Annotated in this window: 13 protein-coding genes; 7 read left to right on the top strand and 6 right to left on the bottom strand. The window is 41.0% G+C overall.

Annotated elements, in window-relative coordinates; all coding sequences use genetic code 11:
* Positions 1–110: 110 nt before the first annotated feature.
* The 6 genes from I6F47_RS15240 to I6F47_RS15215 form a co-directional block, all read right to left on the bottom strand.
* Entirely contained in the window at positions 111–1,433 is a 1,323-nt protein-coding gene (locus I6F47_RS15240; protein WP_197184142.1) for an alpha/beta hydrolase family protein, read from the bottom strand.
* Between the two features lie 29 nt (positions 1,434–1,462).
* Complete coding sequence (locus tag I6F47_RS15235; RefSeq protein ID WP_197184141.1) at positions 1,463–2,467, bottom strand: Gfo/Idh/MocA family protein; 1,005 nt, start codon at positions 2,465–2,467, stop codon at positions 1,463–1,465.
* A gap of 19 nt (positions 2,468–2,486) precedes the next feature.
* Complete coding sequence (gene galK / locus I6F47_RS15230; protein ID WP_182716031.1) at positions 2,487–3,635, bottom strand: galactokinase; 1,149 nt, start codon at positions 3,633–3,635, stop codon at positions 2,487–2,489.
* The gene (locus tag I6F47_RS15225) at positions 3,625–4,689 is read right to left on the bottom strand and encodes a UDP-glucose--hexose-1-phosphate uridylyltransferase (RefSeq protein ID WP_197184140.1); all 1,065 of its coding nucleotides are present in this window, start codon (positions 4,687–4,689) and stop codon (positions 3,625–3,627) included. The genes galK and I6F47_RS15225 overlap by 11 nt, the downstream gene beginning before the upstream one ends.
* Position 4,690: 1 nt before the next feature.
* Positions 4,691–5,704 (bottom strand): UDP-glucose 4-epimerase GalE, encoded by a 1,014-nt coding sequence (galE, locus tag I6F47_RS15220; RefSeq protein ID WP_197184139.1) that lies wholly within the window; start codon positions 5,702–5,704, stop codon positions 4,691–4,693.
* 446 nt (positions 5,705–6,150) lie between these two features.
* Positions 6,151–6,393, bottom strand: a complete 243-nt coding sequence (locus I6F47_RS15215) for a YdcH family protein (RefSeq protein ID WP_007580070.1) — start codon at positions 6,391–6,393, stop codon at positions 6,151–6,153.
* A gap of 552 nt (positions 6,394–6,945) precedes the next feature.
* On the opposite strand from I6F47_RS15215, the gene I6F47_RS15210 reads away from it, so the two are divergent.
* From I6F47_RS15210 to I6F47_RS15180, 7 genes are all read left to right on the top strand, one after another.
* Positions 6,946–7,527 carry an anthranilate synthase component II gene (locus I6F47_RS15210; RefSeq protein WP_101164425.1) on the top strand — a complete coding sequence of 194 codons (582 nt, stop codon included), beginning with the start codon at positions 6,946–6,948 and terminating at the stop codon, positions 7,525–7,527.
* A 43-nt stretch (positions 7,528–7,570) separates the two neighbouring features.
* Entirely contained in the window at positions 7,571–8,731 is a 1,161-nt protein-coding gene (locus tag I6F47_RS15205) for an HDOD domain-containing protein (RefSeq protein WP_024593401.1), read from the top strand.
* Positions 8,732–9,110: 379 nt separating this feature from the next.
* Positions 9,111–10,316, top strand: a complete 1,206-nt coding sequence (locus I6F47_RS15200; RefSeq protein ID WP_101164427.1) for an aspartate aminotransferase family protein — start codon at positions 9,111–9,113, stop codon at positions 10,314–10,316.
* An 85-nt stretch (positions 10,317–10,401) separates the two neighbouring features.
* Entirely contained in the window at positions 10,402–11,418 is a 1,017-nt protein-coding gene (gene astA / locus I6F47_RS15195; RefSeq protein ID WP_024589579.1) for an arginine N-succinyltransferase, read from the top strand.
* A 15-nt stretch (positions 11,419–11,433) separates the two neighbouring features.
* Positions 11,434–12,903, top strand: a complete 1,470-nt coding sequence (gene astD, locus I6F47_RS15190) for a succinylglutamate-semialdehyde dehydrogenase (protein WP_197184138.1) — start codon at positions 11,434–11,436, stop codon at positions 12,901–12,903.
* Positions 12,904–13,035: 132 nt separating this feature from the next.
* Entirely contained in the window at positions 13,036–13,383 is a 348-nt protein-coding gene (locus tag I6F47_RS15185; protein WP_007580087.1) for a DUF3802 family protein, read from the top strand.
* Between the two features lie 86 nt (positions 13,384–13,469).
* On the top strand, positions 13,470–13,883 hold the full coding sequence (locus tag I6F47_RS15180) for an OsmC family protein (protein ID WP_002958863.1): 414 nt from the start codon (positions 13,470–13,472) through the stop codon (positions 13,881–13,883).
* Positions 13,884–13,925: the final 42 nt, after the last annotated feature.

Here is a 13,925-nt window from a genome sequence, read left to right as displayed (position 1 = left end):
AAACACGCTAATATTTTCTGGTAACTCTTTTATATAAAAGGCGTTTTATTTTTGCATTATTTTAAGGGCGTATGCGGCTATTGATTAAAACAGCCGCTTAAAGTTTATTATTACTTGGTGTGAGGTTTAGCTTGTTGCCAATCCATACCGGTAGAAAAGCGATTATCAAACCCGCGCCACTGTGGCAGCGGTTTACCATCAACAACAGCTTGGTCGCCGTTTTGTGGTAAATCTAAGTATTTACACTCGCTGGCTATGCCTTTTACGTGGCAATCCATCATGGCAAGTACAAAGTGTTTGTTGATTTCGTTTAGTGTGCGCATAGACCACGAAGGCTCATAGTAATGGCCTATATCTAGCTCACTGCTGCTTTGTGCAATAGCAGGGGCTGGGTGCGGTGCAATATTATGGCGTGCATTTTTGTAAGTAAGCATGTACTTATCTTTGCTGCCTGTTTGTTCATAAAGACTTTTAATGCCTTCATAGCCTGAAATGTCATCTAAGTTACCGGCTATATAAAGCGAAGGTACTTTAATATTTTCCATTGCTTTGGCATCAAATATAGCGTGCTGTCCGCCCCATGGTGCAAAGGCCACCATCGCTTTTATACGTGGGTCTACTTTTGGGTTTTGGTATTGCCCACCAGCGCAGCTGTTTAGTAATTGCTGTACTTGTTTAATTTGAGCTGGGTCTTTCATACCCGTAAACATAGCTGTAGTTTGCTCATTAAAAGCGTAACAACCACCTATCGTATTTACAGCGCCATAGCCACCCATTGAGTAACCAATTACGCCTGCGCTTTTGTTGTCTACTTGCTTGCTTGCAAAGCTGTTTTGCTCATTAAAGTAATTAATAACAAACTGCTGATCGCGTGAGCGATTTATAAGCGTGCTAAAAAAGCCAGAGAACGGCGCATTATTAAAATCAACATCGGCATTGGTTGAGTCAGTATGATCAATAGCTACCACAATGTAACCGTGCGACGCTAAGTGCTCGCCAAGGTAGTACATAATTGTACGATAACCGGTATAACCGTGCGAAAGCACTATCACAGGGTAGTGCTCTTTATTATTAATGGCGACATCACGCATTGCATCGGCTTGCAGAGTAAACTCTTTACCTGAGCGAGTTTCATCTGTGTAGCTGGTAAGTGGCGCTTTTGCTGTGTTTACAGCCGGATACCACACCTCTACTTTTAAAGAACGATCTTTTTGGCCTTGTGTAGCGGGGTCAAATTGCGCAGGGTTAACTAAATCAAGTGTTTGCACACCCACATTGTAATTACCTTTTGCCGCAAGTTCTGGAAGTACTTCGCTAGTGATTGGCGGATATAGCTGCTCTGGTTTATTAGATTCAGCAACAGCTACACTGGCAGATAAACTGCACGTAGCAAGTAGTATGGCTTTTGAAAGCGCCTTGAGTGTGTGTGTCATTGTGTGTCCTTGTTGTGTATTTTTATTTTTTAATTAGTCAGTTCAGCCGACTCGACGGCATTGCTATATTGCAACTGCCATTGTGCTCGTAAGGTATCCATTATGTTCATAACTCTTAAGCTAGTACCCAGTGGTAATACGCTGCTTTGGGTTTGTTTTTGTAATATACACTGCGTGACATGTGCAATTTCAAACTTAAAATTTTCATCGTCGCTAAAATCGTATTCAAAGTATTGCGGGTCTTGGTCGTTTATGTGTAGCTCTAGCGTTTTTGCACCTACAAACTGAGGTATTCGAATATAGCCAAGCTCACCATTAATACATGCTTCTGTTGGGCCGTTTTGCTGCAGTGCGCTGGTAAGAGATGCAAATTGCCCGTTACCGTAATCAACTATAGCAGTGCTTCGCTCATCAACGCCGGTTGTGCTTTTATGTACAAAGGATTTGATGTGTTCAGGGGTTTTATTAAATACCACATCAGCAATCGAAATAGGATAAATACCTAAATCGAGCAGGGCGCCACCCGCTGTTACAGGGTTCATTAATCGGTGAGTGTCGGCAAAGCTGCCAGGTAAACTAAAGTTGGCATTAACACTGTGCACATTACCAATAACACCTTCATTTAGGAGTTGTTGTAATTTTACTATGGCTGGTAAAAACCGTATCCAAACGCCTTCCATTAAAAAGCAGTTTTGTTGCCTGGCAAGCTCAGTGAGGTTTTGCAATTGCTTAGCATTAACGGTAATCGGTTTTTCGCTTAGCACGTGCTTATTGTGTTTTAAGCATTGGGCGATAGTTTTAAAGTGTTGATCGTGGGTATTGGCAATATATACGGCATCTATATTTGGGCATTGCATAAGAGCTTGATAGCTCTCATAGCCTTGAATATTGTACGGTGTGGCAAATTCTTTAGCGCGCTGCATACTCGTTGATGCAGCGCCAATAAGCTGTGCATCACTGCAATGCGCAATGCTTTTAGCAAAGGTGTGAGCTATATTGCCACACCCAATAATTCCCCAATTAACCTTTGCCATGCTTATTCCTTAAGTTTATTTAAAAAGACGTAATTTGTAATCCTGAACCCGCTGAACATACGTAAATATCAGCATTTAGGCTAAAACGCTCAAAGTAATGCTTTTCTACCGCAGCTTTAATTAGTGGTACTTCCGCATCGCGACACAAACATACAATAGCACCACCAAAGCCGCCACCCGTCATACGTACTGCGCCGCGATCGCCCATCGCTTCTTTACAAATTTCTACTAGGCCATCGGTTGCAGGTACGGTTACTTCAAAATCGTGTTTAAGCGATTGATGCGATGCAGCCATTAGCGTACGAAGTGCATCCATATCATTATTTTGTAGTGCAGTTGTTGCTGCAATTACACGGTCGTTTTCGCTAATTACGTGGTGTGCACGTTTATATTCGTTTTCGCTTAATGTCGCTTTTACTGCTTGCAGGGCAGTCATGGTTGCTTGGCGAAGTGTTTCTACACCCATTTTTACAGCAGCTTGTTCGCAGTCAATACGGCGCTGGTTGTATTCGCTATCAACTAATTTACGCGGGTAGTTAGAGTTAACAATAACAATATTTAAATCATCAGGAACTTTAACTGATTTAGTTGCTAGGTTTTCACAATCAATTAATAGCGCATGACCGTTTTCGCCTTTGGCTGAAATAAGCTGATCCATAATGCCGCATTGGCAATGCATAAAGTCGTTTTCGGCTTCTTGGCCAAATAGCGCAATTTGCTCTGGCGGTAAACCAAGCTGTGCAATATGGTTAAACATACCGCCTACAGCAACTTCTAGTGCGGCCGATGACGACAAGCCACTACCTTGCGGTAAGTTACTGTCAATTAGTAGGTCGGCACCACGCAGAGTGTAACCCGCTCTTTTAAGAACGTAAGTAACAGCACGAATGTAGTTACCCCATTGCGATTGGCCTTCAGTGATTTCTTCATCAACACTAAAGCTGTCTTTTTCGCCTGGGTAATTTAAAGAATGCACAGTGATAATATTGTCGTCGCGCTCTTTAAACATTACTTGGGTACGAAACTCTAACGAACACGGTAAAACAAAACCGTCGTTGTAGTCGGTAAATTCGCCAATGAGGTTTACACGGCCCGGTGCTGCTGCAATACCTTGAGCAGGCGCGCCATACAGTGACAAAAATTGTTGTTGGAATTCGTTAAGCTTCATCTGTGTGTCCTGCTGTATCTTTATAGTGTGTTGTACTGGCTGCTTTTAAAATAGAAGCAGCGGTTTCTGCGCTTAAATCGCGTTGGCTTTCGCCTAGCATTTCGTAGCCTACCATGTGTTTTTTAACAGTAGCAGAGCGAAGTAGCGGCGGATAAAAATGTGCATGCAAACGCCAATGTTGCTCATCAGAGCCTCTATTAGCCGGTGCATTGTGCCAACCCATTGAGTATGGGAAGCTGCAATTAAATACGTTGTCGTACTTAGTGGTTAATACTTTAAGTGCCTGAGCCAAAGAGTTGGTTTGGACATCGTTTAGCTGGCTAAAGTTTTGAATGTTATCTTTAGTTACTAGCATTGTTTCAAACGGCCATGCTGCCCAAAATGGCACCACAACAAGCCAATGTTCGTTTTCAAATACAACACGTGTTTGATCTGCTTGCTCTTTTTGCGCGTAATCGGCAAGCATGGCTGTGCCATGCTTTTTATAATAGGCGAGCTGCTGGTTATCTTCGGCTTCTATTTCGGTTGATAAATGCGAGTGAGCCCATACTTGGCCGTGAGGATGAGGTTGCGAACAACCCATGATCTCGCCTTTATTTTCAAAAACTTGTACGCATTCGTACTGCTGTGCAAGCTCTGTGTAATTTTGTTTCCAGGTTTTCACTACTTCGTGCAATGCGTTTTGGCTAAGCTCTGGTAGTGTTTTATTATGCTCTGGAGAAAAACAAATTACGCGGCATTCGCCGCTGGCTTCGTCGGCAATAAATAAATCGCTGTCTGATTCTAAGCTTTGTAATTGCTCGCTGGCATTAGGTGTTAATGCGCCAAAGTCATTTCTAAATACGTGTGTGTATTTGTAATCAGGGTTACTGTCGCCATTTGCACGGGTATTGCTTGGGCAAAGTGGGCAGCTTTCATCATGTTTTGGTAATACGTTTTCATTAACGGCTTCTGTTGCGCCTAACCATGGGCGGTTATTACGATGTGGTGACACTAATACCCAACGACCCGTTAGCGGATTTTTACGTCTGTGAGTACTTTCTAATAAAGCCATGTTAACTCTCCAACCCACTTGGGTAATTAGTTTGCCAGCGCCATGTGTCGTTTGTCATGTCGCTAAGTGTTAGTTCTGCGTGCCAGTTAAGTATGTTTTGCGCTTTCGTGGCATCGGCGTAGTTACAGGCAATATCACCTGCACGGCGTGGTGCAATCTTATACGGAATATCTTTATTGGCTGATGCGCTAAATGCCTTAATCATATCAAGCACAGAATAACCTTGCCCTGTACCTAGGTTGTAAGCATGGAAGGCGGTATCTGTTTTATGTTGCATAAATGCCGCAACATGACCTTTAGCTAAATCTAAAACATGAATATAGTCGCGCACGCCTGTACCGTCTTCGGTGTCGTAGTCGTCACCAAAAATATTAACCACGTCGCGTTTGCCTACTGCAGTTTGAGCAATAAAGGGCATTAAGTTATTAGGAATACCATTAGGGCTTTCACCTAATAAACCACTTGGGTGTGCACCTACTGGGTTAAAGTAACGAAGCGCTATGCCCATAAATTTGCTGTTGGCATTACATACATCTTGCATGGCTTGTTCAACCATAACTTTAGTCCAACCATATGGGTTAGTTGCGCGTATAGGGTGTTTTTCGTCAATAGGGAGGTAGTCTGGTTCGCCGTACACAGTAGCCGATGAGCTAAATATAATATGGTTAACGCCTTCATCTTGCATGTTTTGTAGCATGCTTAATGTGCCCGACACATTATTTTGATAATAACGCAGCGGTTGCTCGGTAGATTCGCCAACGGCTTTTAAAGCCGCAAAGTGAAAAACAGCTTCGGCTTTAGTATGTTTTAGGGCGAGTTTAAATTGTTGCTCGTCTTGAATGTCACCCAATATAAACTCAAACCGAGTACCTGTAATCTTTTCGAGTTGGTCAAGTACCCGCGCACTTGCATTAGACAAGTTATCATAAATAACAGGCGTAATACCTGCTTCATGCAATGCAATACATGTGTGGCTACCTATGTAACCCATGCCGCCAGTAACTAAAACTTTCATGTTATTTCTCGAAAAGTGTATTTATATGATAAATACTACTATTAAGGTGGTTTAAAAACAATAGTTATGATTGCTGAGTAATTCAAATAAAAGCATAAAAAACATTCAGCTTAAACACTTACCTGCCTTTTAAAGGAATGCTTTTATATTAACTAACATAGACTTAGCTTTATCAATTGATTAGATAAACTGATTCGATTATTGACCTAATTATCAGCGGTAGGGAGGCTGCTAATATAGCGAAAACAAAGTTAGGAGAGAGCAACATAAATAAAACAGTTTTACTTACCGGTGCTACCGATAGCACTGGCTAGAAACGCAAAGATGTTATTAACCCAAGCACTGTATTTATGAAACCTGTGGGTGGCTTTGTAAGGTTTAGAGAAAATAGCCATTGTTGATCTAAAGAGCTCACTTTATCAGTGAGCTCTTTTTATTTAGTTTCATTACTGCTCTTGCTGCAAGCGCTCGTATAGCCAATCTTTTAATTCTGTACGTTCGTGTTTTAGTTGATGCATTTGCTCATCGCTTATGGGCGCATCTTTGAGTTCTAACACTCTAATCTCTTTATCTAGCTTGTCGTACTTATCTGCTTTTTTTGCAAATTCAGTATCGCTTTCATTTAACTCGGCAATGGTCTTTAAGTACTCTGGAAAGTCATTAGTTAATGAGTGGTCTTCGCCTAACATATTCGCTCCTTAATAGGATATAAATGAGCTCACAAGTAAGTGAGTTGTATAAGTGAATTACTGCCTTTCATATAATACACTGGGGCTTACATAGATATAATTCAACCATTGAGCCGCTAATTTGATGTAGCGCAAACAATCTGTTTATTTTGCTCAGTAAGATATTTCACCAAAGTATTTAATAGAGCGATCAATAAACGCACGTACTTTAGAGGTCAATAATTTATTGTTGGGGTATACAGCCTAAATAGGAGTATTAACTGCTCGTGAAAAGCTTAGGATTCGATATTATTGCTCAAGCTGCAAGGAATCTCTGGCTAGAGAAAATAAATTTAAACATCATCATGATTTAATACGTTAATAAATCTCTTAAGCAGAGTTCGGGTTAAGTAAACCAGTACCCACTAGAGACTTTAAAGAGCTTTTAGCAAAAAGAGTTAATTTTTAACGCTTTTTGCTAATTTATGTTGACTAATTAATAGTGGTAGAATGCAGCGCTTAGTACCACTTGTGTGAAGTAAGTGGTCAATAATTTATAAGGTTTGTTGTGTAATGCTGTTAATGATCGATAACTACGACTCGTTTACTTACAACTTAGTGCAATATTTTCAGCGTTTAGATCAAGACGTTTTAGTGAAACGTAATGACGAGCTAAGCATTGCACAAATAAAGCAGTTGAACCCGAAACACATCGTGTTATCGCCAGGGCCATGCACCCCTAACGAAGCGGGTATTTCACTAAATGTTGTTGAGCAACTAAAAGGGCAATATCCTATTTTAGGAATTTGCTTGGGGCATCAAACTATTGCACAAGCTTTAGGTGGAGATGTAATTCGTGCTAAAAAAGTAATGCACGGTAAAACATCACCCATAGTTCACACTAATAAAGGGGTGTTTAAAGGTTTAGCTAACCCGTTAACAGTATGTCGTTATCATTCTTTAGTGGTTAAAGCACAAACTTTGCCTAAAGAACTTGAAGTAACCGCATGGACTCAGACTGAGCAAGGTGAGTTTGACGAAATTATGGGGTTACTTCATAAAGAACTAGCAATCGAAGGTGTGCAGTTTCACCCCGAAGCTATTCTAACTGATCAAGGCTTAGAACTGCTTGATAACTTTTTAACTCGCTTCTAATGTTATAATACACAGAGCATTTAATACTTTATTAATGGATGTCATGACTGAACTTGTAGCGCAACAGCGTACTGCCAAAATACTAAGCCAACGGGCTCATGACTTATTGCTTGGGCACAGCTTTGCGCATCAGCAAATTGGTTTCATTCATACATTAGATATAGATTACGGCGAACCCATGAAGCAACGTACTTTGCTTCAGGTTGAAGTGGCCGCACAGAATAAACGCCAGCAAAGCAGTACTGCACATCATAAGTACCGCGCTCAAGCGAGTGAGCAACTGCACAAAACAATTGAAACAGCTATATATAAGCAGCTCGAAGATATAGATGGCGTAATTCACAGTACTATAGGTATTGAAGATGGTATTGCCAATATACTCGATATATTAGCGGTAAAGTCAGCGTCGGTAGGGCGTTTAGAGCCACTAGTTAATGATATAAGCTGGTTGGGTAGAGAGTTAGTAACGCTTGTTAATTTACCTTACTATCGTAATCAGCGTAGTAAAAATACGTCTGTAAAAGTAGATAAACCATCGCTTGCCCTTCGTTATATTGGCCTTGATAACTTACAGCTAGTTATTCCTACATTTGCTGCGCGTCATTGGATGCCACATAGCACCGAACCATTTTCATTATTAAAACGCCGGCTACGCGACAGCGCGATGGCAAACGCGATTGCTGCGCAAAAAATTGCACAAATTAATAATGTGAATGACGTACATGCATTTACCCTTGGAATGCTTTTAGATGTAGGGCGAATTGCATTAGTGCGCTTGTACTTAAAAACGTTTGAGAAAGTATGGCAACGCAAAGTGCAGTTAGCCCGAAATGAAAACCAAAAAGATTTACACACCGCATTATTAGAGCTACAGCCCGACCCGCTATTTTTAACCACTCTACTTAGCAATAAGTCGATAGAAGTAAGCGCCAAAGTAATAGACAAAATGGCTTTTAAATATTTACCGTTTAAAGGTGTAATGCAGCAGCTAGTAAATGGGGTAGATAAGGGCGATACATTACTGCCATTAACAGAAGTAATGCTAAAGGCACGTTGCTACTCTCAATATCTTAATTTAAAAGAGCATCAACTTATTGAGCCTGATGAAACTCTAAGCTGGTTTTCGTACTTTAAGTTCACTAAAACGGAACTAAAAACCCTCCAATCGAGTAATTTTACCAATTTAGCTATTCAAATTGACTAAAAATCTGAATTTTTTGTTAATTTTTTTGCGACTAACCATTCATTCTCACTCTATTGTTATATTGCATATTTGCCGATTAAAGCGTGCTTGCCTCTGCGCTCATGCGGTTAGTTGTCTAAAACCAAGTATGAATGGCTATGCAAATAGTTATTCACTATCTATGAAATAATATCTTTAGCCCTTTATTTTCAAGGGATACATGAAAGTTTTTAACGAGACAGATATAAGTAATTCTGAAATAATGTGCGTCTGAAAATTGAACCACAAAGCAATTTTGCGCAATTATCAGGTTACTGATCTTGCCTATAAAGTTGGTTACAAATATTAACCAAACACCTATTTTGATGTTTTGTGTTGCTCACAATTAAGAGGAAATAAAATGACAGTCAATCGCGAATTATTTGATCACGTAATGGTTCCTAACTACGCACCTTCAAGCGTAATTCCTGTTCGAGGCGAAGGTTCTCGCGTATGGGATCAAGAAGGTCGAGAGTTTATCGACTTTGCTGGTGGTATTGCAGTTAACTGTCTTGGCCATTGCCACCCTGCATTAGTAGGCGCATTAAAAGAGCAAGGCGAAAAAATCTGGCATCTATCAAATGTAATGACCAATGAGCCGGCACTTCGCCTAGCTAAAAAAATGGTTGATGCTACATTTGCTGAAAAAGTTTATTTTGCCAACTCAGGCGCAGAAGCAAACGAAGCAGCGCTTAAGTTAGCGCGTCGTTTTGCACTTGATAAGTTTGGCGCAGAAAAATCACAAATCATCGCGTTCAACAAAGGTTTCCACGGTCGTACATTCTTTACCGTAACTGTTGGCGGCCAAGCTGCATATTCAGATGGTTTTGGTCCTAAGCCTGGCGACATTGTACATTGTGATTACAATGACCTAGCTGCTTTTGAAGCGCTAATCAGCGACAAAACATGTGCCGTAATGATGGAACCTCTTCAAGGTGAAGGCGGTATTGTTTCACCAACTGACGAGTTTGCTCAAGGCGTTCGCGATTTATGTACTAAGCATAACGCACTGCTTATTTTTGATGAAGTACAAACAGGTGTTGGTCGTACTGGCGATTTATACGCATACCAAGGCTTAAACATAGTACCTGATATTTTAACTTCAGCTAAAGCACTTGGCGGCGGTTTCCCTATTGGCGCTATGATCACAACAACTGAAATTGCACAGCATCTTAAAGTAGGTACTCATGGTTCTACTTATGGCGGCAACCCGCTTGCGTGTGCTGTTGCAGAAGCTGCATTTGATACAGTAAATACGCCAGAAGTACTTGCTGGCGTAAAAGCTAAAGCAGCATTATTTAATGAACTACTTACTGCGGTTAACGAAAAATATAACGTATTTAGCGAAATCCGTGGCCAAGGTTTATTAATTGGTGCAGTAGTGAACGAGCAATATAAAGGTCGTGCAAAAGAGTTTTTAGTGGCAGGTACTGAGCAAGGCCTTATGTCATTAGTTGCTGGTGCAGACGTAATACGTTTCACTCCATCTTTAGTAATTCCTGATGCGGACATTCGCGAAGGTATGGCACGCTTTGAAAAAGCAGTAGCAAGCGTAGTAAACGTATAAGCGACTTAAGCCAACCAATAAAGGGCAAGCACTGCTTGCCCTGCAATTCCTATTTACCGTTATTTATAAGGGAGCAAGCGGACTCATGATGATCCTTCGCCCAATCCAGCAAAATGATTATTCAGCATTACTGAAAATTGCCCATGAATCAGGGCATGGTTTTACGTCTTTGCCATTAAACGAAGAACTATTGCAAAAAAAGATCGACCATTCAGTAAGCTCTTTTGCTAAACAAACGTCACAACCTGGTGACGAAGGCTACCTGTTTGTTCTTGAAGATAGCGAAACCGGTGAAGTTGTAGGAACATCTGCAATTGAAGCTGCGGTAGGGCTTGATGATGCATTTTATCATTATCACTTAAGTAAAGTGATTCACTCTTCGCGCACATTAGGCGTATACAAAGCGGTTGATATTCTAACGCTATGTAACGACTACACAGGTGCTACAGAGCTTTGCACATTGTTTTTAAAAGATGGTTATCGTAAAAATTGTAACGGTAAGCTACTTTCAAAAGCGCGCTTTATGTTTATAAAACAGCATCAAGAGCGTTTTGCGCAAACAGTAATCGCAGAAATGCGCGGTGTGTCTGACGAAAACGGCAGCAGCCCTTTTTGGCAGTGGCTTGAAGAGCACTTTTTCTCAATGGATTTTCCAACAGCCGATTACCTAACAGGTATTGGCCAAAAGGTTTTCATTGCTGAATTAATGCCTAAATACCCAATTTACGTAAACTTGCTAAGTAAAGATGCGCAAGCCGTAATAGGTAAAGTACACGACAACACTCGCCCAGCAATCGAGTTATTAAAAAGCGAAGGCTTTACGTTTAATGGCTACGTAGATATTTTTGACGGCGGCCCAACGGTTGAAGCAAAAGTAGATAACATTGCGACTATTCGTAATGCAAATCACTTTAACGTTGAAATTGGCGAAATGACTGGCGACACCATGGTGTTACTAGCGAACGAAAAGCTTGAAGGTTTCAGAGCAACCGTTGCACCAATGACATTTGACGAGCGCGCAAAAAGCCTTATTTTATCGCAAGAAATAGCAGATGCACTGCATTTGCAAACTGGCGATATTGTTAGTGCAACCACGATTTAATTTAGGAGAAAGTATATGACTCATCCTGCACAATTTATAAATGGTCAATGGTCACAAGGCCAAGGCACAGAATTTAATTCAGTAAACCCTGCAAATAACGACGTTATTTGGCAGGCTTCATCGGCCACTGCGGCGCAAGTAGACACCGCAATAAATGCAGCGCGCGAAGCGTTTTATGCATGGGCTGATAAAAGCTTTACTGAGCGCTTGGAAATAATTAAAGCATTTGCAGCGCAATTAAAAGAAAACAGCGAAGAGCTCGCTATTACTATTGCACAAGAAACAGGTAAGCCATTGTGGGAAACTCGCACAGAAGCGGGTGCTATGGTTGGTAAAATTGCCATTTCTGAAAAAGCATTTTTAGAGCGCACTGGCGACGTAGAAAACGCAATGCCACTTGGCCGTGCGATGATTCGTCATAAGCCACATGGTGTTGTAGCCGTATTTGGTCCGTATAACTTTCCGGGTCACTTACCTAATGGCCACATTGTGCCAGCGCTTTTAGCAGGTAACACGGTTGTGTTTAAACCGTCTGAACTTACTCCTAAAGTAGCTGAGCTTACGCTTAAACTGTGGGAAAAAGCAGGCTTACCAGCAGGTGTCATTAACCTTGTACAAGGTGAAGTAGAAACGGGTAAAGCCCTTGCTGCTCACAAAGGTATTGATGGCTTGTTCTTTACGGGTTCTTCGCGTACTGGTCATATTTTACATGAACAGTTTGCGGGTCAACCGGGTAAAATTTTAGCGTTAGAAATGGGTGGCAACAACCCACTTATTATTACCGACGTTGAAGACACTAAAGCCGTTGTACACGATATTATTCAATCAGCGTTTATCTCAAGTGGCCAGCGTTGTACGTGTGCACGTAAACTATTTTTACCAACTGGTAGCAAAGGCGATGTGATACTTGAGCGTTTAATCACAGCAACTAAAGCGATTAAAGTAGGTAATTATGACGATGCAGACCAGCCATTTATGGGCTCTATGATCTCATCAGCTGCAGCTGCAGGCATGGTTAAAGCGCAAAACGAGCTTGTTGAGCTTGGTGGTGAAGTATTAGTAGAACTTGAGCACACAGCTAATACTGGCTTTGTAACACCAGGTATTATTGAGTGTACAAATATTAGTGACTTCCCAGATGAAGAGCATTTTGGACCACTTTTAAAAGTATTCCGCTTTGACGACTTTGACCAAGCCATTGATAAAGCAAACGATACAACCTTTGGTTTATCGGCTGGTTTATTAAGTGACAGTGCAGCAGATTACGACCATTTCTTACGTCGTATTCGTGCAGGTATTGTTAACTGGAATCGCCCAATTACTGGCGCATCAAGCGCAGCACCGTTTGGTGGTATTGGCGCATCGGGCAACCACAGAGCAAGCGCGTATTACGCAGCCGATTACTGTGCATACCCTGTAGCTTCAGTTGAGCTTGAAAAAGTTGCTATGCCAGCAACACTAAGCCCAGGCTTAAGAATAGATTAAGTAGTAATACTACTTAATTATTATAAAAGCAGCTTCGGCTGCTTTTTTTGTATTGCTAACGCGCAAAGCTAGCAATCAACAGCGCTTTCTGCTTAAATCAAAAATAATTAATTATACAAAGGTGGTACAAAAATGGTTTTAGATAGGCAAGGGTACGATGATTTGATCATGTATCTAACTCAAAATTTAGCATTGTTTGAGAAGCCAGGCGAAATAAAACCAGGTGCCCCAACAGTAATGGAATTAATCGAAGACGTTATTGCACAAAATGTGATGCTTATTTGCGAGCAGCACACAAACCTCAACACAGAGCAGCGTAGTCAAATTGTACGTGAAGTTGATGGCATAGTTTACGATTTAGAAGAAGTCCTCAGTAGCATCACCTCACAGCCTGTCACGGTTGAACAGCATGCCTTTATAGATGAATTTGCAGGTTTAGTAAAAAACCTCTTTGATAGCGCTTTAACGCAACAATCTTAGTCATTTTATAGCCCTGCGTTGCATTTTCATTTGCAACTACGGCTAACTTGCTTACAATCAAGAAAATATTTTTTTGAGATATAACAATGCAAGCAAATGTAAAATGGGTTGAAGGCGATACGTTTATTGGTCGTTCTAATTCTAACCACAATGTTGTGTTTGATGGCGGCAGCGATAGTGCAGCACCAAGCCCAATGGAAATGGTTTTAATGTCAGTTGGCTGTTGTTCATCAGTTGATGTGGTTAGTATTTTAAAAAAAGCCAAACAAGATTTTTCAGATGTACAAGTACAACTAAGTGCAGAGCGCGCCGAAACAGCCCCACGTGTGTTTACCAAAATCAACTTACACTTTGTTGTTAAAGGCAATAATGTGTCTGAAAAGCATCTTGCACGCGCGGTTTCACTCTCTGCTGAAAAGTATTGCTCAGTTGCATTAATGCTTGATAAAACAGTAGAAATTACGCATAGCCACGAAGTTGTGCAAGATCAAGCAAAATAACGCTTTTTCCACGAGGGAAATTCGTATAAAATCCGCGAACTT

It is taken from the genome of Pseudoalteromonas sp. NZS37 (assembly GCF_015864265.1).
Lineage (GTDB): Bacteria > Pseudomonadota > Gammaproteobacteria > Enterobacterales > Alteromonadaceae > Pseudoalteromonas > Pseudoalteromonas arctica.
This window is presented reverse-complemented; position numbering and strand designations above follow the sequence as displayed.

Coding starts and splice junctions, on each gene's coding strand:
- I6F47_RS15240 (WP_197184142.1), bottom strand. CDS start 1,433: ATGACACACACACTCAAGGCGCTTTCAAAAGCCATACTACTTGCTACG.
- I6F47_RS15235 (WP_197184141.1), bottom strand. CDS start 2,467: ATGGCAAAGGTTAATTGGGGAATTATTGGGTGTGGCAATATAGCTCAC.
- galK (WP_182716031.1), bottom strand. CDS start 3,635: ATGAAGCTTAACGAATTCCAACAACAATTTTTGTCACTGTATGGCGCG.
- I6F47_RS15225 (WP_197184140.1), bottom strand. CDS start 4,689: ATGGCTTTATTAGAAAGTACTCACAGACGTAAAAATCCGCTAACGGGT.
- galE (WP_197184139.1), bottom strand. CDS start 5,704: ATGAAAGTTTTAGTTACTGGCGGCATGGGTTACATAGGTAGCCACACA.
- I6F47_RS15215 (WP_007580070.1), bottom strand. CDS start 6,393: ATGTTAGGCGAAGACCACTCATTAACTAATGACTTTCCAGAGTACTTA.
- I6F47_RS15210 (WP_101164425.1), top strand. CDS start 6,946: ATGCTGTTAATGATCGATAACTACGACTCGTTTACTTACAACTTAGTG.
- I6F47_RS15205 (WP_024593401.1), top strand. CDS start 7,571: ATGACTGAACTTGTAGCGCAACAGCGTACTGCCAAAATACTAAGCCAA.
- I6F47_RS15200 (WP_101164427.1), top strand. CDS start 9,111: ATGACAGTCAATCGCGAATTATTTGATCACGTAATGGTTCCTAACTAC.
- astA (WP_024589579.1), top strand. CDS start 10,402: ATGATGATCCTTCGCCCAATCCAGCAAAATGATTATTCAGCATTACTG.
- astD (WP_197184138.1), top strand. CDS start 11,434: ATGACTCATCCTGCACAATTTATAAATGGTCAATGGTCACAAGGCCAA.
- I6F47_RS15185 (WP_007580087.1), top strand. CDS start 13,036: ATGGTTTTAGATAGGCAAGGGTACGATGATTTGATCATGTATCTAACT.
- I6F47_RS15180 (WP_002958863.1), top strand. CDS start 13,470: ATGCAAGCAAATGTAAAATGGGTTGAAGGCGATACGTTTATTGGTCGT.